18 protein-coding genes are annotated in these 19,674 nt (G+C 64.0%); 17 read left to right on the top strand and 1 reads right to left on the bottom strand.

Translation table 11 applies throughout. The features are described 5' to 3' along the window. The first annotated feature begins 32 nt into the window (after positions 1-32). Both DMP08_RS02525 and DMP08_RS02520 read left to right on the top strand, forming a co-directional pair. Positions 33-938 carry a Nif3-like dinuclear metal center hexameric protein gene (locus DMP08_RS02525; protein ID WP_123191412.1) on the top strand — a complete coding sequence of 302 codons (906 nt, stop codon included), beginning with the start codon at positions 33-35 and terminating at the stop codon, positions 936-938. A gap of 49 nt (positions 939-987) precedes the next feature. Continuing rightward, on the top strand, positions 988-1,707 hold the full coding sequence (locus tag DMP08_RS02520) for a zinc ribbon domain-containing protein (protein WP_123191411.1): 720 nt from the start codon (positions 988-990) through the stop codon (positions 1,705-1,707). Between the two features lie 128 nt (positions 1,708-1,835). Here DMP08_RS02520 and rpmB read toward each other — a convergent pair whose 3' ends face one another. Beyond that, positions 1,836-2,027, bottom strand: coding sequence for a 50S ribosomal protein L28 (gene rpmB, locus DMP08_RS02515; RefSeq protein WP_114565831.1), 192 nt, complete (start codon positions 2,025-2,027; stop codon positions 1,836-1,838). A gap of 219 nt (positions 2,028-2,246) precedes the next feature. Here rpmB and DMP08_RS02510 point away from each other — a divergent pair, with 219 nt between their 5' ends. The 15 genes from DMP08_RS02510 to smc all read left to right on the top strand — a co-directional run bounded on the left by DMP08_RS02510 (position 2,247) and on the right by smc (position 19,521). Then, positions 2,247-2,594, top strand: coding sequence for an Asp23/Gls24 family envelope stress response protein (locus DMP08_RS02510; RefSeq protein WP_123191410.1), 348 nt, complete (start codon positions 2,247-2,249; stop codon positions 2,592-2,594). An 86-nt stretch (positions 2,595-2,680) separates the two neighbouring features. Continuing rightward, positions 2,681-4,315 (top strand): DAK2 domain-containing protein, encoded by a 1,635-nt coding sequence (locus DMP08_RS02505; RefSeq protein ID WP_123191409.1) that lies wholly within the window; start codon positions 2,681-2,683, stop codon positions 4,313-4,315. Then, entirely contained in the window at positions 4,308-6,512 is a 2,205-nt protein-coding gene (locus tag DMP08_RS02500) for an ATP-dependent DNA helicase RecG (RefSeq protein WP_123191408.1), read from the top strand. The genes DMP08_RS02505 and DMP08_RS02500 overlap by 8 nt, the downstream gene beginning before the upstream one ends. A gap of 1 nt (position 6,513) precedes the next feature. Continuing rightward, positions 6,514-7,107 carry a 16S rRNA (guanine(966)-N(2))-methyltransferase RsmD gene (rsmD, locus tag DMP08_RS02495; protein WP_123191407.1) on the top strand — a complete coding sequence of 198 codons (594 nt, stop codon included), beginning with the start codon at positions 6,514-6,516 and terminating at the stop codon, positions 7,105-7,107. A 27-nt stretch (positions 7,108-7,134) separates the two neighbouring features. Continuing rightward, a complete protein-coding gene (gene coaD, locus DMP08_RS02490) occupies positions 7,135-7,617 on the top strand; it encodes a pantetheine-phosphate adenylyltransferase (protein WP_114565826.1) in 483 nt (160 codons plus the stop codon). A 163-nt stretch (positions 7,618-7,780) separates the two neighbouring features. Further along, positions 7,781-8,254: an ATP synthase subunit B family protein gene (locus tag DMP08_RS02485; protein ID WP_103265837.1), complete on the top strand. Its 474-nt coding sequence runs from the start codon at positions 7,781-7,783 to the stop codon at positions 8,252-8,254. Beyond that, positions 8,254-8,802 (top strand): YceD family protein, encoded by a 549-nt coding sequence (locus DMP08_RS02480; protein ID WP_123191406.1) that lies wholly within the window; start codon positions 8,254-8,256, stop codon positions 8,800-8,802. Before DMP08_RS02485 ends, DMP08_RS02480 begins: the two co-directional genes overlap by 1 nt. 527 nt (positions 8,803-9,329) lie before the next feature. After that, on the top strand, positions 9,330-9,701 hold the full coding sequence (locus tag DMP08_RS02470) for a GntR family transcriptional regulator (RefSeq protein WP_123191404.1): 372 nt from the start codon (positions 9,330-9,332) through the stop codon (positions 9,699-9,701). Beyond that, on the top strand, positions 9,694-10,551 hold the full coding sequence (locus tag DMP08_RS02465) for an ABC transporter ATP-binding protein (protein WP_123191403.1): 858 nt from the start codon (positions 9,694-9,696) through the stop codon (positions 10,549-10,551). Before DMP08_RS02470 ends, DMP08_RS02465 begins: the two co-directional genes overlap by 8 nt. Before the next feature lie 4 nt (positions 10,552-10,555). After that, on the top strand, positions 10,556-11,257 hold the full coding sequence (locus DMP08_RS02460) for a hypothetical protein (RefSeq protein WP_123191402.1): 702 nt from the start codon (positions 10,556-10,558) through the stop codon (positions 11,255-11,257). Positions 11,258-11,439: 182 nt separating this feature from the next. Further along, entirely contained in the window at positions 11,440-13,314 is a 1,875-nt protein-coding gene (locus DMP08_RS02455) for an ABC transporter ATP-binding protein (protein WP_123191401.1), read from the top strand. A gap of 316 nt (positions 13,315-13,630) precedes the next feature. Then, positions 13,631-13,810, top strand: a complete 180-nt coding sequence (gene rpmF / locus DMP08_RS02450) for a 50S ribosomal protein L32 (protein WP_114565823.1) — start codon at positions 13,631-13,633, stop codon at positions 13,808-13,810. Positions 13,811-14,014: 204 nt separating this feature from the next. Next, positions 14,015-15,040, top strand: coding sequence for a phosphate acyltransferase PlsX (plsX, locus tag DMP08_RS02445; RefSeq protein ID WP_123191459.1), 1,026 nt, complete (start codon positions 14,015-14,017; stop codon positions 15,038-15,040). A gap of 68 nt (positions 15,041-15,108) precedes the next feature. Continuing rightward, entirely contained in the window at positions 15,109-15,954 is an 846-nt protein-coding gene (gene rnc, locus DMP08_RS02440) for a ribonuclease III (RefSeq protein WP_114565951.1), read from the top strand. Positions 15,955-15,960: 6 nt separating this feature from the next. Continuing rightward, the gene (gene smc, locus DMP08_RS02435) at positions 15,961-19,521 is read left to right on the top strand and encodes a chromosome segregation protein SMC (RefSeq protein ID WP_123191400.1); all 3,561 of its coding nucleotides are present in this window, start codon (positions 15,961-15,963) and stop codon (positions 19,519-19,521) included. Positions 19,522-19,674: the final 153 nt, after the last annotated feature.

Here is a 19,674-nt window from a genome sequence, read left to right as displayed (position 1 = left end):
GTTTCTTGCAATTCGAGCAAAGGAGCAGCGTCATGGTTGCAGCTAAGAAGAACCAAAAGGACGGTAAGAAGCAGAAGGGCCTCGCCTGCCGTGCGTCCGGCCCGCTTTCGAAGCCGGTGGCAACCCTTACGATCGGCGCGCTCGAGCGCGCCCTTCTTGCCGAGTTCCCGCCCGCGGACGCCGAGTCGTGGGACCGCACCGGCATGACCGTGGGGGACCCCGCGCGCGTGGTGGCCGGGGTGGCCGTTGCCCTCGATCCCACGGTGGCGGCCATCGACGCTGCGGCCGACGCCGGAGCGAACGTGCTGGTGACGCACCATCCAGCGTTTCTTGCTCCGCCGGACTCCTTCAAGCCGGCATCGTCGGTGGCGGCGTGCTCGGGAGCGGGCGTGTGGCGTGCGGTGGAGCGCGGCGTGGCGATCATGTCCTACCATACGGCCCTGGACGTAAGCCCGCGCGCCCGTTGCGTGCTTCCGGGCATGTTGAGCCTGGTGTTCCATCGCGTCTTGCTGCCTATCCCCGGAGCCCAGGGCAAGGGATACGGGCAGGTGTGCGGGTTTGGCGAAGGCGATGCGCTCACCTTGGGCCAGCTGGCCGCGCGCTGTACTTCGGTGTTCGCGCGCGCGCCTCGCGTATGGGGCGATTTCTCGCGCGACTTGGATCGCGTGGTCACCTGCACCGGCGCAACCGGCGACGTGGGCCGCGCGGCGTTGCGCGCCCAAGCCGACTGCTTGGTGTGCGGCGAGATCAAGTACCACGAAGCGCTCGATCTTTCCCAAGCGGGCTTGGGCGTGATCGAGCTGGGGCACGACACCAGCGAGCTTCCGCTTGTGCCGGTGCTTGCGGCAGCCGTCAAAAGCGCGGGTATTCCCGATGAGCTTGTGATGATGATCGATCAACGGGATAACTGGACGTACCCTGAAACGGTACGGGTATAATGATCTCAACGTCGCGTGCGCGGCGCTGAGACGCAGACAAAGGAAACGCATGCATGTAGATACCGATGATCTTGCAACGCTGCTCCAAATGCAGCATATCGATTTGGAGGCCATGCGCGCGCGAAAGCAGCTTGAAGAGCTTCCTCAGCGTCGCATCATCCTCGACGCGCGAACCAAGCGCAAGGCGGTCGACCAGAAGCGCGCGCAGCTCGAGGCGCTTCATGCTGAAGCCGACGCGAAGCTCGCGCGCATTACCGACGAGGATGCGTCCTTGGCCGAAAAGCAGAGCAAGGTCCAAGGCGAGATCGATGGTGCGCGCGGAGACTACCGTGCCGTCGAGGCTCGGACGAAGGAGCTCAACGGCTTCGCGAAGCGTCGCAACTTCTTGGAAGGCGAACTGACCTCCGTAGGTGAAGAACTGGCGAAGATAGAGGCTGTGCAAGCCCAGGTGGCGAAGGCGCTTGCCGACATCGACTCCCAGGAAGCAGCGGCTACCCAGGTGTTCGTGAAGGAAGGCGGGGCGCTCAAGGACAGTCTTGCCCGGTTGGAGGCCGAGCGCGCATCGCTGGCGGCGGCGTTGCCGAAGGAACTGTTCGAGGCGTACGCGAAAACGCTTTCCCGTACAGGGGGCGTTGCGGTCGCGCGCTTGCAGGGGGCCAACTGCGGGGCGTGCCGCATGGGAATCGAACACGGCCGGCTCATCGACATGCGCGCGCAGGGAAACATGGCCGCATGTCCCCATTGCGGCCGTTTGCTCATCTTGGAGTAAATCGGTTCCGATTCGCATCCAAGCCAGGGCTTCCGCCGTCGAGCGTGCTGCCCAACGAGAAAAAGCCCGCAGCGATGCGGGCTTTTTACTCGATGCATGCGCGACGAGCGGTCGCGCGAAGCGCGAACTTACGCGCGCTCGACCTTGCCGGCCTTCATGCACTTCGTGCAGACGTTGGCCTTGCGGACGCGGCCCTTGTTGTCCTTGATCGTGATCTTCTGCACGTTCGGACGGAACCAGCGATTGCTCACGCGGTGCGAGTGGCTAATGCTGCGACCCGCCACGGGAGCCTTACCGCAAACTTCACAAATCTTCGACATCGTTCATCACTCCATGTACGTTGGTTGCTCGTCGGCGCAAGCCGTTGATGACAAAAAAGCCTTCACACTATAGCACATAAACTCAAACGGCCACAAGAATTTTTCGTGTAATATACTTTCAGTTGCAATTGGGCACGTCGCACGGGCGCAAGGCCTTGCGCTATACTGCTGAAGCAGGTTTTGCAGCGCGCGGTCCGTCCGCGCTCGGAAAGGAACGCCATGAACGATACGATACCTGGCAACCTCCATGTTGCCAACGATGTCTTGGCCGATATGGTCGGCAATGCCGCGCTCGAATGCTACGGCGTGGTCGGCATGGCTGCGCCCTCTGCTGCCGACGGCATCGCGAAGATACTCCCGGCCTCCCGGCTTCGTCGCGGCGTGGTGGTGACCGCGACCGACAGCGGCGTGCACGTTGAGCTGTACGTGGTCATCGAGTACGGCACGAACATCAACACGGTGTCGCAGAACCTCATCGACCAGGTAACGTTCGCCTTGACCGAGTACGCTCGCGTCCCGCTCGACGGGGTAGAGGTGCACGTGCAGGGCGTGAAGGTGCGCAAGTAGCATCGCCGCCTGTCTTTGACGAACCGCTGCGCACAGCGCGAGGACGACGCGCGCGGCGGGCCAATTTGAAGGAGAATAGAACCACCATGTCAGAATCCTATACCGCGAACGACCTGCTCAATGCCATTGCGGCGGCGAGCAAGACCTTGAGCGAGCGCAAAGACGAGATCAATCGTCTTAACGTCTTTCCCGTGCCCGACGGAGACACCGGCACGAACATGTCGCTGACGCTCGAGACGGTTGTCGAGAACCTTGCCGCGCTTCCCATCGGGGCTAGCGGCGCGGAAATTCGCAAGGCGATCACGACCGGCGCGCTCATGGGCGCTCGCGGTAACTCCGGTGTCATCACCTCGCAAATTTTACGCGGTCTGTGCGAGGGCAGTGTCGGGCACGATGAATTGAATGCCGACAGCATCGAAGCCGCGTTCGCCAAGTCCCAGGAAGTGGCGTTCCAGGCCGTGCGCAAGCCGGTCGAGGGGACCATCCTCACGGTGCTGAAGGATTCGGCTTCCGCCGCCAAGCGCGCGCGCAAGAAGAAGCTCTCGTGCGACGAAGCGCTGGCCGCCGTGGTGGAGGAAGCCTACGCTTCCGTGCAGCGCACGCCCGATCTGCTTCCCGTTCTCAAGGAGAACGGCGTAGTGGACGCTGGCGGCTTCGGCCTGGCCATCTTCTTCGATGCCTTCGTGGCCGCGCTGACCGGCAAGGAGGGCCCTTTGCGCGACGAGCTGGCCTTCGCCCGCAATGCTGCGCCGAAGGTCGAGATCGAGCAGGTCAACGACTGGGAGGGCTCGGCGTTTCGCTACTGCACCGAGTTCTTGGTGCATTCGGATACGGTCGATGTGGACGCTGCGCGCGAGTTTCTGCCCACGATGGGCGATTGCGACCTCATGGTGGGCATGCACCCCAACTTCAAGGTGCACGTGCACTCCAACCGTCCCGACGAGGTGCTCGGCTGGTTCTTGACGCACGATTCCCAGATCTCCGAGGTGCATATCCATAACATGCAGCTTCAGAGCGCCGCGCGCACCGACGCGCTGGCCGCCGAGGAAGCCGCCGTTTCCAAGCCGCTCGGCTTCGTGGCGGTTGCCGCGGGCGAGGGCAACGCGAAGATACTCAAGAGCTTGGGCGTCGACGTGGTGGTTTCCGGCGGGCAGACCATGAACCCTTCGACGAAGGACCTTTTGGACGCCGCGGGCGAGGTCAACGCCGACGCCGTGATCTTCTTGCCGAACAACAAGAACATCATCATGGCTGCCCAGAGCGCCTGCGAGCTGGCCGATAAGCCGTGCGCCGTGGTTCCGACGCGCAGCGTGCCCGAGGCGTTCGCAGCTCTGTTCGGCTTCGACGAGGACGCCAGCCTGGACGACAACGTCGAGTCCATGACCGAGGCGTACGCCGACGTGAAGACCGGCGAGGTCACCACTGCCATCAAGGACTCCAAGGACGCGCATGACAACCCCATCAAGGAAGGCGACGTCATCGGCATCGCCGACGGCTCCATCGAATCCGTCGGCTCTTCGACCGAAGAGGTCGTCATGGCGCTTCTGACCGTCATGGACGCCGACGATGCGGACACGCTGACCATCCTGGCGGGCGAGGACATCGACGACGATGCGTTCGACGCCTTGGTGGCGCGCATCGAAGAGGCCCACGAGGATCTTGAGATCGACGCCCATCGCGGCGATCAGCCCCTGTATCCCATCGTGATGTCCGTTGAGTAACGGCCAGCCCGACAGACTTGCAGCCACTCTCGCGCTCGACGAATCCGTCGAGCGCGTCCGTTTGGTGAGCCCCGGTCGCGCCAAGGCGCTGGCGGGGCTCGGCATTCGCACGGTACGGGATCTGGTGACCCATTTCCCGCGCCGCTACGTCGACCTTTCCGCCAAAGAGACGGTGGCCTCGGCGGTTATCGGCAGCTCCTGCACCATCGAGGGATCGGTCCACGAGATCAAGCTCAAGCGTCCCAAGCCTCGGCTTTCCCTGGTGGAGATCTCGCTCGTGGACTCCACGGGGCTGCTCATGGTGACGTGCTTTCGGCAGCCGTGGCTCATGGACCAGGTCAAGCCCGGCATGAGGATCGCGGTGGCCGGGAAGCTGGAGTTCAACTACGGTTTCAAGCGCATGACCAATCCCTATCTTGAAGTGCTCGAGGGCCCCAATGCGGCGGAGGGCATGATCATTCCCGTGCATCCGGCGTGCGAGAAGGTGTCGGCTGCGTGGATGCGCCGGCTCGTCGGCAACGCGCTTGACGCGTGCGCGGGCCTGTACGATCCGCTTCCTCTTGAGATCCGAGCGAAGTACCGCTTGATGAGCAGGGGCGTTGCGCTGTCGAGCATTCATGCTCCCCATTCGATGGAAGAGGTTGCCGAGGCGCGGCGCCGCTTGGTCTACGAGGAGCTGCTGCTTTTGGAGCTCATGCTCATGAGCCAGGGCCGCGAGCGCAGCGCCGGTCGCGAGGCCGTGCGCCATCGGACGGACGGCCCTCGCGTGCGCGCGCTTGCCGGTGCGCTTCCCTTCGAGCTGACGGCCGAGCAGGAGCAGGCGAAGGCGGACATCTTGGGGCAGCTGGCCGCGCCGACGGTTGCCAACCACATGCTGTTGGGCGACGTGGGCACTGGCAAGACCGTCGTGGCCGCGTTCGCGCTGGCGGCGGCGGCCGACACCCAGGCGCAAGCCCTGCTCATGGCTCCTACCGAGGTGCTTGCCCGCCAGCATGGGAAAAGCCTCGGCCCTTTGCTTGACGCCGCAGGCGTGTCGTGGGACGTCTTGACCGGATCGACGTCCGCTGCGGAGCGCGAGGCTATCCTGGACCGGCTTTCGGACGGCTTGCTCGACGTGCTCATCGGAACGCACGCCCTTTTGGAGGACGACGTGGCCCCGAAGCGCTTGAGCCTTGCGGTGATCGACGAGCAGCAGCGCTTCGGCGTGGAGCAGCGCGCGAAGCTGCTGTCGAAAGGCGATGCGCCCGACGCCTTGTTCCTTACGGCCACGCCCATCCCGCGCACCCTTGCGCTGGCGCTGTTCGGCGGCCTGACGCTGTCTTACATCAAGCACAGGCCGAACGACACGGCGCAGCGAACCACGTTCGTGCACCAGAAGGCTGATCGCGGCCACGCTTACGACGCCGCGCGCGAAGCGCTGGCGCGCGGCGAGCAGGTGTACGTGGTGTGCCCGCTTATCGGGCAGAGCGGCGAGGAGCGGGACGCGAAAGCATCCGACGGGGGAGCGGGCGGGCGTCGCCGCGAGGCCGACGAAGAGGCGTACGAGTACGCCGCCATCAGCATCGAAAGCGACGACGACCTGGCCGGAGACGACGTGGCCGCCGCTGCGAAGGAGGCAACCTACTTGCAAGCGACCGTGTTCGCCGACTGGAACGTGGAGCTTTTGCATGGGCGCATGCGCTCTGCGGAGAAGCAGGCCGTCATGGACCGCTTCCGGTCAGGGGAGACGCAGGTTCTCGTGGCTACTACGGTCATAGAGGTGGGCGTGGACGTTCCCAACGCCACGATCATGATCGTGGAGGACGCCGATCGCTTCGGCCTTTCGCAGTTGCATCAGCTGCGCGGACGCGTGGGGCGCGGCCGCCTTGCGGCGCAGGTTCACTTGATCTCGGCTTCCAAATCGGACGCAGCGCTCACGCGCCTGGCGGCAATGGAGCGCACCGACGACGGCTTCGAGCTTGCCAGCTACGACTTGTCGCTTCGCCGCGAAGGCGATATCCTGGGCAACCGGCAGCACGGCGCGAGCGGGCTCAAGCTGGTGAACGTGGTGCGGGACGGCAAGATCATCGAGGCGGCGCATGCCGATGCGGCCGCGATCATAGACGAGGACCCGGCGCTCGAGGATGCGGCGCATCGCCCGCTCGCGCGCGAGATGAGGCGCATGTTCGCGGGCGAGCATGCCGTGCAGGGAGGATAGCATGAGGATTATCGCAGGCGAGTACCGCGGGCGCACGCTCAAGGCGCCGAAAGGGGAGGGCACCCGCCCCACTACCGACCGGGTTCGGGAATCCATGATGAGCGTGGTGAACAGCGCACGCGGAGGTTTCGAGGGAGCGGTCGTGCTCGACGCGTTCGCGGGATCGGGCGCGCTGGGGTTCGAGGCGCTGTCGCGCGGCGCGCGATGCGCCCATTTCTACGAGTGCGGCGGCGAGGCCATGCGCGCGTTGTGCGCGAACGCCAAAACGCTGGGGCTTGAGCCGCGCGACGCGCGCATCCATCGTGCGGACGTGCTCAAGGAACCCCCGACGTACGCGCGGCCTCCGTTCGACCTCGTGTTCTTGGATCCGCCCTACGTTTACCAGGCGGAGGCTGTTCTGGATTTGGTGGCGGGGCTCAGGCTGTGCGGCGTTCTTGCGCAGGACGCCCTGGTGGTGTACGAGCACGACGCTGCTTCGGTTTCGTCGGTGGACGAGGCGGCAAAAGCGCGCGATTTGTCCCTTGCGCAGCGAAAGAAGTACGGCGATACTGTCGTGGACGTGCTGCTGCTTGACGAGTCCAGCCGCACCGTGTGACCAAACGAGAGGAAACGTGACCCATTCATGAAACGTGCATTGACGCCCGGAACCTTCGACCCTATCACGAGCGGGCATCTTGACGTCATAACCCGCGCAGCCCAGCTGGTGGACGAGATCATCGTGGCCGTGGCGGCTTCGCCGAAAAAGCAGCCCTTGTTCACGCTGGAGGAGCGCGTCGAGCTGGTGCGCAAGGCCACCAGTCATCTGCCCAACGTGCGCGTGGAGCCCTTCGACGACCTGCTGGTCGAGTTCGCTGCCAAGATGGATGCGACCGTGGTGGTGAAAGGCCTGCGCGCTATCACCGACTTCGAGTACGAGTTTCAGATGACGGCCCTCAACTACCAGTTGAACCAGGAGCTCGAAACGCTGTTCATCATGTCGCCTCCGCAGTACATGTACCTCTCGTCGTCGATCGTTCGCGAGATAGCCAGCCTGCACGGCAAGGTGGAGCAGTTCGTTCCCCCCTGCGTGCACGAGGCGTTGCTGAAGAAGTTCGGCGACGCGTAAGGCAACTGTAACCTACGTTCCGACCGGGTGAAATGTGCTTGCTTTGTGCATTGGAAGTCGGTTTCCCGACCATACGTGCTAGAATATTGCGACGCATGTGCGCGATGGTGCCCGTGCGCGCCAACGCAGATGAAACGCAGCACGCCAGGGTGGAAGGACAATCATGGACGAAACAGGAGTCTTGGGGCTGTTAGAAGAGCTCTCGATTCTGCTTGAGGACTCTAAGCCGGTTTTCGGCAAAGGCAACATGCGCCAGGTTGACATCGCCGCGGCGTTCGAGATCATGGATGAGATTCGCGACACGTTTCCGAGCGAGTTCGCTCAGGCTCGTCAGATCGTACGCGAGCGGCAGAGCTTGCTCGATGACGCAGAGGCCGAGGCCAATCGCATGATCGAGGATGCACGCAGCCAGGCTATGACCATCGCCAGCGAGCAGGAGATCGTCCGCATCTCTCAGCAGCAGGCCGACCAGGTGCTCGCCGACGCGCGCGAGCTGGAGCGTCAGACCCGCGCCGGTGCCGAGGACTACGCTGACGAGGTGTTCGGTCACGTCGAGCAGAGCCTCGATACGCTGTTGGGCAACGTGCGCCGTTGCCGCGATCGCTTGAACGCCAACTCGCTTGCTTCGGGGCGCTAATGGACGCGACGCGCATCCACGTACCCCTTGAGCTGTTCACGCCTGCCGAAAGCGCTCATTTCGAAGGCGAGCTTACGGTGCCCGTCGTCAAGTCGGGTCCTGACCTGTACGACTTCTCGGCTCCTTTGAGCTGGCAGATCGATATATCCAACACAGGCGACGCCCTGCTGGTGACCGGCACGGTGGAAGGCGAGGCTAAAACGGCCTGCGCTCGCTGTCTCGACAGCATCGCGTTTCCCGTTACCGGCGAGATCGAGGGCTATTTCCTGCTGAGCTCCGAGGAAGCCGCGCCCGAAGACATGGACGAAGACGAGTTCGACGTGCTTTCCGAAGACAAGGTCATCGACGTCGAACCGCTTGCCACGGCTGCGCTCTTGCTTGAGTTCCCGCTGGTGCCGCTGTGCGACGACGAGTGCAAGGGCCTGTGCTCCACCTGCGGCGCGAACCTCAACGAAGGCTCCTGCGGCTGCGAGCCGGCGTCCGATGAAGACGACGTGCCGCCGAACCCGTTCGCCGTGCTGAAAGATTTCCCCTTCGAGGAGAAGTAAGCCCCTTTCCATCATTGCGAAAGGTCCGTTCCAGTCGTTTTCGATGCACTTGACTACGTTGTTTCGAAACGCCCGCCCCCGGCGGGCGTTTTCTTTTTCCGACAGAGCTAGAAAAGTAGAGACGTGCGCCGCGTCGTTCTGGTTCAATGGAGCATCCGGGCCGAAAGGGAGGAAGGGAGGCTGGGCACCAAGTTCGGCTATCCCGTGCAATGGTTCCTGCTGCGTGCGGAGCTGCAGGATGAAGGCGGGAACGGGAAGGGCAGCATCCAGCGAACGAAGGGGGCGACGTCGTCGGGGTGGAGGAGGTTGCCCAGCACGGCGCGGTCCTGCCTACGAGAGCGTGTTGCGAGCATTTTAGGAAACCGCATGAACGTCTCGCGTGAGAGAGGTGAGAACGATCTTGCGTCCGCGTGTCTCGAGCTCGGATCTGGATGTCCGCTTCTTGCGCCTTGACATGCGCGTTGGAACTCCCTAGAATGCTAGTTAGTTACTCAAGTAACTAACTAGCAAGGAAGGAGGCGAGCAGCATGAACATTGATCCGGCAAGCGACGTGCCCCTGTTCGTGCAGATCGCCGAGCAGATAGAGGACGACGTCTTCACGGGCGCGTACGCCGAAGGGGACCGCGTCCCCTCCACGAACGAGCTTGCGGCGCTGCTCGGCATAAACCCGCACACCGTCCTCAAGGGCATGAATATCCTCGTGGACGAGGATGTCATCTACAAGAGGAGGGGAATGGGCATGTACGTGCAGGATGGCGCGCGCGAGAAGGTGCGAGCAAAGCGCGAGAACGCCTTCGGCGAGTGTTTCGTAAGCGCGCTCGTGGCCGAGGCGAAGAAGCTGGGCCTGACGAAAGATCAGGTCATCGACCTCATCGAGAAGGGATACGATCATGCGTGAGCTGCGAGCCGAGCATTTGACGAAGCGGTTCGGGAAGAAGACGGCGCTCGACGACGTGTCGCTGTCCTTGGAGTACGGCAAGATACACGCGCTCCTCGGCCGCAACGGCGCGGGCAAGACGACGCTGCTGGGCATCGCGTCCAACCGTCTTGTGCCTACGGGGGGATGCGTCTTCGTGGACGGTGATCCTGTCACGGACAATCCTCAGGCGCTCTCGAAGGTGTTCTGCACGGGCGACGTGCAGATGACCCCCGAATCCATGTACGTGGACGACCTCGTGGGGTGGATGGACCGCTTCCACGAGGGCTTTGATACCAGGCGCGCCCTGCGCCTGGCAAAGGCGTTCGACCTTGATACCAAGGCGAAGATGGGCGCGCTCTCCACCGGCTACCGCACCATCTGCCAGCTGGTCATGGCCCTCTCGCTCGACGTGGACTACCTGCTGCTGGACGAGCCGGTGTTGGGGCTGGACGCCAACCATCGCGAGCTGTTCTACCGGCTGCTTATGGAAGACTACCTGGAGCGCCAGCGCACGGTGGTCATCGCCACGCACCTCATCGAGGAGGTGGCGAACCTCGTGGAGCGCGTCGCCGTCATCGACGAGGGTCGCGTGATCATGCAGGCCTCGGCCGACGAGCTGCGTTCGAAGGGATACAGCGTGTCGGGCCGCGCGGCGGACGTGCGCGCGTACTGCGAGGGGCTCGACGTGCTCGACATCGACGAGTTGGGCGGCATGGCGGTGGCGTACCTCTTGGGCACGCCGGACGCGACGCGGTTGAACGACCGATTGGACACGGCGCCCGTCAACTTGCAGAAGCTGTTCGTGAAACTGACCGAGAAGGGGGAGTGATCTCATGAAACTCAAGGCTGCCTTCCGCTACCAAGCTGTCGAGCTCGTCCAGAGCGCGGCGGTGTTCTGCCTGATCATCGGCGCGCTTATCGCTGTGCTCTTTGTCATGAACATCAATCAAATCGCATATATTGCGATGCCGGGCATGGGCTTTCTGCCCTACGTCCTCATGCCGCTGCTCGCGCTGTCCACGTTTTCGGGCGACGTGCGGTTCCTCGTGCAGATGGGGCTTACGCGTTTGCAGATGGTCACGAGCACGGCGGCGTCGCTCGCTGCGGTTTGCCTGTTTCTGGCTCTCGTCGAAGCGGCGTGCGCGGTTCTCGTGCCGTTTTGGCCGCGCGAACAGTCGTTGTTCCTCATGGCGTATGGAGTGGGGAACGGGCCTGCGCTCGACTTCCTGTTCATGTTCTTGGGCTGCGCTGCGGCGTCGAGCGCGGGGCTTGCGTTCGCGGCTCTGCAGATGCGCTTCGGTGCGCGGCGCATCGCGCTCACGCTCCTTGCCGTCGGCCTCGTGGTTTTCTCGGTGCTGCCGTCCGTCATGCCGTCGGCCGCGTTTTTTCTACCGGCCCTGATGGACGCAATGCAGACGGCGCTCGGCTTCGGTGCGGGAGCGAGCCTTGCGAACCCGTTCTTCACGTTCGTCGTCGTGATAGCGCTCGGCGGGGTCGTTGCCTGGGCTGCCGTGCGCGGCGTCGAGGTGCGCTAGCGCCCGGAACGCATGAGCCGGGCGACCGGACGGTGCGCTGGGACGTCGGCTCGTTGACGCCGCTTCCCGTTCGCGCTCGCGGCGGGCGGCGCGGACATGGGGATGTTCGGCTGCGGCCTCGCGAGCCGCATGCGCAAGGATTGAGGAAGCGGGAAGGGAAGGTGGGCGCTACAATAGCGGTCATGGAAACGAAACGAATCCCCTCAAACCAACCCGCGACGCCCGGGGCCTCTGCGACCGACGTGCCCGCCGTGGGCGCGCGCACGGTGTTCGCCCGGTTCGCAAGCTACTACAAGCCGTATAAGTTCTTGTTCTTCTTCGATTTGGCGTGCGCTACCGTGCTCGCAGCGGTCGACCTGGCGTTCCCTCAGCTTCTGAATTTCTTTACCAGGGACTTCTTCACCAGATCGGCCGACGTCGTCTTGGCGTCGCTCGGCTGGATCGCCCTTCTGTTCGCCGCACTGTACGCGGTGCGCACGGCGTGCCAGTACTTCATCACCAGCTGGGGTCACATCATGGGCGTGCGCATGGAAGCGGACATGCGCATGGACCTGTTCAAGCAGTATCAACGCTTGAGCTTCGGCTATTACGACCGCAACAACACCGGCGAGATGATGAGCAAGCTGGTGACCGACCTGTTCGACGTGTCGGAGCTGGCTCACCACGGGCCGGAGAACCTGTTCATCTGCATCCTGAAGATCGTGGGATCGTTCGCGCTGCTGTTCTTCATCAACGTGCCGCTGACCGCCATCATGCTGGGGGCGACCGTCCTGCTGGCTGCCTACGCCGCATGGCGCAACTACCGCAAGCGCGTCATCTTCACCGAGAACCGCAAGAAAATGGCCGACATCAATGCCCGCCTGCAGGATTCTCTCGGTGGCATCCGCGTGGTGAAGTCGTTTGGGAACGAGTCCGTGGAGATCGGCAAGTTCAGCCGCGTGAACGATCGGTTCGTGGGGACCAAGGAGAGCTCGTACCGGTTCATGGGGTCGTTCCACGCCGTGAACTCGCTGTTCATCGGCGTGCTGTACGCGGTCACCGTGGTGGGCGGCGGGTATTTCGTGGCGCGGGGCGAGCTGGCGGTGACGGATCTGGCCATCTACGCTCTGTACATCGGCATCTTCATCTCTCCCATCGAGCAGCTGATCAACTTCGTGGAGACGTTCCAGAAGGGCTACGCCGGCTTTCGCCGGTTCATGGAGGTTCTGGCCGTGCGGCCCGACATCCAGGATGCGCCGGGGGCCTTGGACTTGCGCGCCGCTCGGACGGCGCGCGGCTTCGATGCGGACGCTGGCGGCAAAGCGGGGAAAGCCGGCGCGCGCGTGCAGGGAGCGGTTCGCTATCGCGACGTGCGGTTCAGCTACGATGGCCAGCGCGACGTTCTGCGGGGGTTCGACCTGGCCGTGCCGGCAGGCGCCACCGTGGCGCTGGTAGGGCCTTCAGGCGGCGGGAAGACCACCGCATGCTCGCTGCTCCCTCGGTTCTATGATCCCCAGTCGGGGTCGGTCGAGGTTGACGGCATCGATATCCGCGCGATCACGACGGCGTCGCTTCGCGAGGCGATCGGTATCGTGCAGCAGGACGTATACCTGTTCGGCGGCAGCATTTCCGAGAACATTGCGTACGGGCGGCCCGATGCGACGGCGGCGGAGATAGAAAAGGCCGCACGGCGCGCGAACATTCACGAGTTCGTCAAGAGTCTGCCCGACGGCTACGATACGTTCGTGGGAGAGCGCGGCGCTCGCTTGTCCGGCGGCCAGAAGCAGCGTATCGCCATTGCGCGGGTGTTTCTGCGCGATCCGAGCATTCTCATTTTGGACGAAGCCACGAGCGCTCTCGACAACGAGAGCGAGCGCGCCGTGCAGCGCTCGCTTGACGAGCTGTCGGCCGGGCGCACCACGCTCATCATCGCGCATCGCCTGTCCACCATTCGCGGAGCGGATTTCATTGCCGTAGTGGATGACGGGCGCGTGGCAGAGCTGGGCACCCACGAGGACTTGCTGGCCTTGGGCGGCACGTACGCCGCTTACTACCGCATGCAGTTCGGGGCTGTCTAAGCCGTGGGGCCGCGCCCGCCGACGCGGGCGGCCAATCGTGCCGTGCTGCCCGACTTCCTGCGCCTTTCCGCGCCAACGGGGTCTTTCTTTTGTATCTCGATGCTTTTTGCGCACTTGGAGCCGGTTTTGCGCTATGATCAGCGAAGCGTCTCGCGTAAGGGTGTCTGAAGTTTATGAATCCCGCATGCCGTTTGCAAAAATGACCTCGTAGGACCCTTGCGGGAGCGATAAACCTTTGATACCATACCACTTCGCGTGTTTACTAAGCGAAAGCGAGCGAGCGTACCGCTCGGCAAAAAGCAAGGAGATAGAGATCATGGCAGTACCTAAGCGCAAAATGGGCCGTGCCCGCACTCATGCCCGTCGCAGCACCAACGACAAGATCGCGGCGCCTTCCCGCTCCGTGTGCCCCCAGTGCGGCGAAGCCAAGCTTCCGCACCGCGTGTGCCCGAACTGTGGCTTCTACAAGAACCGCGAGGTCATCGAGACGGACTAACCGTCTCCTGCGCGCGAGCGCTTACGTCCGCGCCTTGACAAGCCTCCCCGCACATCACGCTTTTTGCGTGACGAGCCGGGAGGCTTTTTTGCATGTTCGTCTATACTGTTGAAGGAAGCTATGCGCTGCGCGCATGCGCCCGCTCGCGCGATTGCGGTCGGACGCATGCGTCCACGCGACTCCACCGAGGAATGCGAGGACACCATGCCCGATAAAGTTACCATCACCGTCGACGCCATGGGGGGCGACAACGCCCCGGCTGTCGTGCTCGAAGGCGTTGCCGACGCGCTATCGACCGATTCCGACCTGACCGTTATCCTGTGCGGTCCGGCCGAGGTGGTCGAACCCTTCGCCTCTCAGCACGAGCGTTGCATAGCTCAGCCTGCCACCGAGATTATCGGCATGGCCGAGCATCCGGCAAACGCCGTGCGAAAGAAGAAGGACTCGTCTATCGTGGTGGGTTGCCGCCTGGTGAAAGAGGACGCGGCGCAAGGGTTTTTCTCTGCAGGCTCTACGGGGGCCTGCCTGGCGGCCGGGACGTTGGTCATGGGTCGCATCAAGGGCATAGCGCGTCCCGCGCTTGCGACGGTCATCCCGTCGCCGGTTCGTCCCGTGGTCATGTGCGACGTGGGGGCGAATGCGGACTGCAAGCCGGAATACCTGGTGCAGTTCGGCCGCATGGCATCGGTGTACGCCGAGAGGATCCTCGGGATCGAGAATCCTCGCGCCGCCTTGTTGAACATCGGCGAGGAGGACACGAAGGGATCGCAGTTCGCGCAGGAGGCTCATGAGCTGCTGAAAGAGCAGCTTCCCAACTTCGCGGGCAACGCCGAAGGCGGAGATATCCTGGCTGCAACCTACGACGTCATCGTCACCGACGGCTTCACGGGCAACGTGTGCTTGAAGACCATCGAGGGCACGTCGAAGGTGCTGTTCAAAACGCTCAAGGACGTCATGATGGCAACGCCGGTTACCAAGCTGGGCGCCTTGACCATCAAGGGCGGCTTGAAGCAGCTTATGGCGCAGGTCAGTCCCGATACGTACGGCGGCGCGCCTCTTCTTGGCGTGAAGGGCGCATGCATCGTGGGGCACGGCTCGTCGAGCGCCTACGCGATAAAGAGCGGCGTTCTGACTACGGCGAATTTCGTACGTGCGGGCATCACGGATATAATCGCGCAGACGGCTACGGGCGTCCAAGCGGGTGCTCCGGGAAACGGCGGTCAAGAATGACGCTTGAGAACCTGTTCGATTCCAACGAGCCTTCGGTTTCAAATCTTGACAAGAGATTCGAAACTCCCATGATGCTGACCGACGAGCAGCGCGGCAAGCTCGATCGAGCTCAGAGCATCCTGGGATACCGGTTCAATCAAGAGCAACTGCTCCTTTCGGCTATAACCCACCCTTCGGCTACCGAGGGCAAGGCCGTCAAGTACTCCTACGAGCGGCTCGAGTTTTTGGGCGACAGCATTTTGGGTGCCATTGTGGCCACCATTGCCTTCGATCGCTTTCACGACCTGGATGAAGGCGGTTTGACGCGCATCAAGGTGGCTCTCGTCTCGGGCGCGAGCTTGTCAGAGGTGGCCGAGCGCCTGGGGTTCACGGACGTGATCGTATTCGGATCTTCCGAGACGGGAACGGGCCGGCGCGGGCTGCACTCTGCGCTCGAGAACGTGTACGAGGCTGTAGTGGCTGCGCTGTTTCTGGACGGCGGCATGGGCGCTGCCGTGAGCTTCGTGCGCGAAACGCTCATCCCCCGCATGTCGGTGGACATGGCAAAGGAGCCGGAGAACCCGAAGAGCGCGTTGCAGGAAAAGCTGCAAGAGGACGGCATCACGCCTACGTACAAGCTGGTGGAGACGCAGGGCCCGCCTCATGACCGCACGTTCGTAGCGCAGGTGTTCGCCGGGTCTCAGGGGCTTGCCCGCGGCACCGGGCGCACGAAGAAGGAGGCTGAGAGCCAGGCCGCGAAAAGCACGCTCGCTCGTTTGGGCGAGTTCTTCGGCCTGGGCGTCGACGAGGGCGTGCGCGCGGAGAAAGCCGCCGCGGCCAAGCAGGCCAAGGAAGAGAAGGCCGCCGCGCGCGCCGAGCAGAAGGCTCGCAAGAAGTCCGAACGAGAGCGCGCCAAGCAGCGCAAGCAAGGGTAGTCTCACATGCACTTGAAGTCACTGGTCCTCAAAGGGTTCAAGTCGTTCGCCGACCGCAGCGTCCTGGCCATGGAACCGGGCATCACTGCCGTGGTCGGCCCGAACGGATCGGGAAAATCCAACATTTCCGATGCGGTGCTCTGGGTGCTGGGCGAGCGCAATGCCAAGCACCTGCGCGGACAAGCCATGGAGGACGTGATCTTCGCGGGATCTTCGGCGCGCAAGAGCGTGGGCGTTGCGGAAGTGGACCTGGTACTGGACAATTCGGACGGCACGCTTCCGGTCGATTACAGCGAGGTAGCCATCACGCGGCGCATGTACCGCTCTGGCGAGAGCGAGTACCTGATCAACGGCACGGTTGCGCGGCGTATGGACGTGCTCGACATCCTGCACGATTCGGGGTTGGGCACGGGCACGCATTCCATCATCTCCCAGGGAAGCCTGGATTCCATCCTGCAGTCGAAGCCGGAGGACCGTCGCGCGCTCATCGAGGAGGCGGCCGGCGTTCTCAAGCACAAGCAGCGCAAGGCGAAAAGCGAGCGCAAGCTGGCTGCTATGGATGCGCATTTGGCGCGCGTGAAGGACGTGGCCGCTGAGGTGGAGCGCCAATTGGGGCCGCTCGAGCGCAAAGCGAAACGCGCCCGCGCCTATCAAGGGTTGGCAGCCGAGCTGTCCGATTTGAGCTTGTCGCTGGCCGTCGACGACCTGCGCACGCTGCGCCGAGCATGGGACGGCGCGCAAACCCGCGAGCAGGCTCTTCAGGCGGAACTGGAGGAGAAGCGCGCCGCTATCGGCAAGGCGGAGGCTCATGCGGAAGAGCTGCAGGAGAAGATTCGGCGCGAAAGCGTGGACGCGGGAGATCTGGCTCGACGGCATCGGCGCGCGTCGTCGGCTGTCGAGCGGTTCGACGGCGCGGTGCTTTTGCTGCACGAGAAGCGCCGCGCGGCGCAAAGCTACGAGGCCGATCTTCGCGTGACGCTGGAATCGAACAAGGTCAAGCGCGCGCAGGCGGAATCGGACCGTGCGCAGGCGGCGGCGCAGTTGGCCGAGGTTCGCGCGAGTCGCGAGGCTGCCGATGCTGCCGTTGCCCGATTGAGCGAGGAGCAGGCGCAAAACGCCAAGCGCCGCCGCGATCTCGAACGCGAGCTGGAAGATCTTGAGAAGGCGAGGCGCGCCGACGAGCGTGCGCAGGAGCAGGCGCGCCGCGAGCTTTCGGAAACGCAGGAAGCCCTGGCGAGCGGGCTTGCCCACGTGAAGCTGATCGAAGGCCACGGCAAAGAGCTGGAGCTGCAGCTGGGTCGCGCGCAGGCCGAAGCCGCCGCGCAGGCCGAAGCCGCCGCTCGGGCCGAAACCGAACTGGCTGCGTTGACCGAGCAGGAAGCTGTTGCGCGCGCGAAGGTCGGCGAGGCTCTGGTCGCGCGCGAATCGGCGCGCGCGGAGCTTGACCAGGCGCGAGAGGCTGCCACGCTGCTGTCTTCCGAGATCAAGGGCCTTGAGGAGCTTGAGCGCGCGGCAGCCGCTTCGGGGCCGGCGCTCGCATGGCTGCTGGACCACGCCGACGAGCTGGAGGCGGGGATCGAGCCGATCGCCCGCGCGGTGCGTGCGCCCGCCGGTGCCGAGGCGTTGGTGGAGCGTTTGATGGGCGCGGACGTGTCAGCGCTGTTGGTAGACGACGAGGTTCGCGCGAGCGCGGTTGCGGCTGCCCTTCTGTCCTGCGACGAGCAGGGCGAGGTCGTGCTCGTTTCCCGCGCGGGGAAGCAGACGGCGTCGGTGCCCGCCCGCGCTGCCGCGCAAGCGGGGCTCGGCCGTGCCTTGGTGGACGATCTCTCGTATCCCGAGGAGGCGTCTCGCGCGGTCGAGGCGCTTCTGGGCGATGTGGTGGTGTGCGATAGTCGGGAAGACGCGTTCGCGGCTCATGCGCGCGACTGTTCTGGCGCTCGCTTCGTCACGACGGACGGGTGCGTCGTATGGCCGAACGGAAAGGTGACGGTCGGTTCGGCGACGATCGAGGATGCCGAGGGCGTTCTCGCGCGCGCTCGACGCGCCGATGAACTGCGCGCTCGGTTATCGATTGCCGAGGAGACGCGCGCCGCTTCGGAAAAGCGCACTCAGGCTGCCGAGGAGACGCTGCGCAGCGCACAGGCCGACAGCTTGAAGCTGTCGCAGCAGTTGGCCGAGCTGCGAGGCAAGACCGACGCGGCGCGTGCAGACGCCCGACGCGCCGAGGAGAAGCTTGCTTCGGTGCGCCGTGAGTTTTCCGATATCGAGGGCCAGCGCGCGCAGGCCGAGCGTACCGTTGCCGAGGCTCGGCCTTCGGTCGAAGCGCTCGAGCAGCGTCTGGCTCAGTTGAAGCAGAGCCTGGACGAAGGCGCGGTGAAGCTTCAGGAAGCGCAGGACACGGTGGTTCCCCTGCGCAAGCTTGCGGCGCAGCTGCGCGATTCGCTTTCGGAAGCGAAGCTCAAAGCGGCAACGCTGTCCGAGCGTGAAACGTACACGTCGCGCATGGTGGACGCGAGGACGCGCGACTTGGAAACCGTCGATGCAAGCGATGCGGAAGCGCGCGATTCCCTTGCGCGCAAAACGGTGGCTCAAAAGCGCATCGAGCCTTTGCTCGCGTTGTTCGAAGAGCTTACCGCGAGCGCTCGCCGCTGGACGCGCGATCTGGAGGAAGCGGCAACGGCTGCACAGGATTCGTCGGCTGGCCTGCACACCGCGGTCAACGAGGCTCGCGCCGCCGCACGTGCGGCACACGATGCCTTCGATGCTGCGAACGCCCGCCTGTCCGAGGCTCGCGTGGAGAAAGGTCGCCTGGAGGTTCAGGTGGAAGGCGCGGTCAACGCCATCGTCCACGACTGCGGCGTGCCGCTTGACCATGCGCTCGAAACGCCCGAGTTGGAGGATCGCGGCGCTACGGAGGATGCCGCCTTCAAGCTGCGCCGTCGCATCGCCAACATGGGCACCATCAACCCCGATGCCGCCGAAGAGTACGAACAGCTCAAGGGCCGCTACGATTACCTGGCTGCGCAGCTGGCCGACCTGGACGGCGCCCGCCGGTCGCTTTCCAAGATCGTCCGCGTCATCGATGCGCGCATGAAGGAAGACTTCATTCGCACCTACGAAGCGGTCGATAAGAACTTCCAGGAGATCTTCGCCGTGCTCTTCCCGGGCGGTTCGGCTCATTTGACCTTGGTTGATCCGGATGATCTGGAGGCCACGGGCGTGGAGGTGACGGCTCAGCCGCGCGGCAAGCGCATCACGAAGATGATGCTCATGTCCGGTGGCGAAAAGTCGCTGACGGCGCTTGCGCTCCTGTTCGCGGTCTACCGCATTCGGACGACGCCGTTCTACATCCTCGACGAGGTAGAGGCGGCGCTTGACGACTCGAACCTGCGGCGGTTGACGGCGTATCTAGAGTCGCTACGCGATTCCACGCAGCTCATCATGATCACGCACCAGCGCCGCACCATGGAAATGGCCGACGTGCTGTTCGGCGTGTCCATGCAGGCCGACGGCGTGACGAAGGTGGTCAGCCAGAAGTTGGAGAACGCTCTGCGCCATGCTGAATAGCCTTCGGGCGCCGGGCGGCGATGCCCAGTCGCTCGAACGGTCCTGAGCTCGCGCGAACAGCCCACTGGGCTGTTCGGCTCGTGCGGAACTCGCTTGGTGGGCATCGCCGCCCGGCGCCTTTGCAGGCGTTGTGCGTAGCGCAGGGCGGTTCGC

The organism is Paraeggerthella hongkongensis (assembly GCF_003726035.1).
GTDB lineage: Bacteria > Actinomycetota > Coriobacteriia > Coriobacteriales > Eggerthellaceae > Paraeggerthella > Paraeggerthella hongkongensis.
Note: the sequence above shows the minus strand (reverse complement) of the source record. Positions and strands in the feature narration are given on the sequence as shown.

What these genes read in the sequence shown, in the direction of transcription:
- DMP08_RS02525 (WP_123191412.1), top strand. Translation starts at nt 33, where the DNA reads ATGGTTGCAGCTAAGAAGAACCAAAAGGACGGTAAGAAGCAGAAGGGC.
- DMP08_RS02520 (WP_123191411.1), top strand. Translation starts at nt 988, where the DNA reads ATGCATGTAGATACCGATGATCTTGCAACGCTGCTCCAAATGCAGCAT.
- rpmB (WP_114565831.1), bottom strand. Translation starts at nt 2,027, where the DNA reads ATGTCGAAGATTTGTGAAGTTTGCGGTAAGGCTCCCGTGGCGGGTCGC.
- DMP08_RS02510 (WP_123191410.1), top strand. Translation starts at nt 2,247, where the DNA reads ATGAACGATACGATACCTGGCAACCTCCATGTTGCCAACGATGTCTTG.
- DMP08_RS02505 (WP_123191409.1), top strand. Translation starts at nt 2,681, where the DNA reads ATGTCAGAATCCTATACCGCGAACGACCTGCTCAATGCCATTGCGGCG.
- rsmD (WP_123191407.1), top strand. Translation starts at nt 6,514, where the DNA reads ATGAGGATTATCGCAGGCGAGTACCGCGGGCGCACGCTCAAGGCGCCG.
- coaD (WP_114565826.1), top strand. Translation starts at nt 7,135, where the DNA reads ATGAAACGTGCATTGACGCCCGGAACCTTCGACCCTATCACGAGCGGG.
- DMP08_RS02485 (WP_103265837.1), top strand. Translation starts at nt 7,781, where the DNA reads ATGGACGAAACAGGAGTCTTGGGGCTGTTAGAAGAGCTCTCGATTCTG.
- DMP08_RS02480 (WP_123191406.1), top strand. Translation starts at nt 8,254, where the DNA reads ATGGACGCGACGCGCATCCACGTACCCCTTGAGCTGTTCACGCCTGCC.
- DMP08_RS02470 (WP_123191404.1), top strand. Translation starts at nt 9,330, where the DNA reads ATGAACATTGATCCGGCAAGCGACGTGCCCCTGTTCGTGCAGATCGCC.
- DMP08_RS02465 (WP_123191403.1), top strand. Translation starts at nt 9,694, where the DNA reads ATGCGTGAGCTGCGAGCCGAGCATTTGACGAAGCGGTTCGGGAAGAAG.
- DMP08_RS02460 (WP_123191402.1), top strand. Translation starts at nt 10,556, where the DNA reads ATGAAACTCAAGGCTGCCTTCCGCTACCAAGCTGTCGAGCTCGTCCAG.
- DMP08_RS02455 (WP_123191401.1), top strand. Translation starts at nt 11,440, where the DNA reads ATGGAAACGAAACGAATCCCCTCAAACCAACCCGCGACGCCCGGGGCC.
- rpmF (WP_114565823.1), top strand. Translation starts at nt 13,631, where the DNA reads ATGGCAGTACCTAAGCGCAAAATGGGCCGTGCCCGCACTCATGCCCGT.
- plsX (WP_123191459.1), top strand. Translation starts at nt 14,015, where the DNA reads ATGCCCGATAAAGTTACCATCACCGTCGACGCCATGGGGGGCGACAAC.
- rnc (WP_114565951.1), top strand. Translation starts at nt 15,109, where the DNA reads ATGATGCTGACCGACGAGCAGCGCGGCAAGCTCGATCGAGCTCAGAGC.
- smc (WP_123191400.1), top strand. Translation starts at nt 15,961, where the DNA reads ATGCACTTGAAGTCACTGGTCCTCAAAGGGTTCAAGTCGTTCGCCGAC.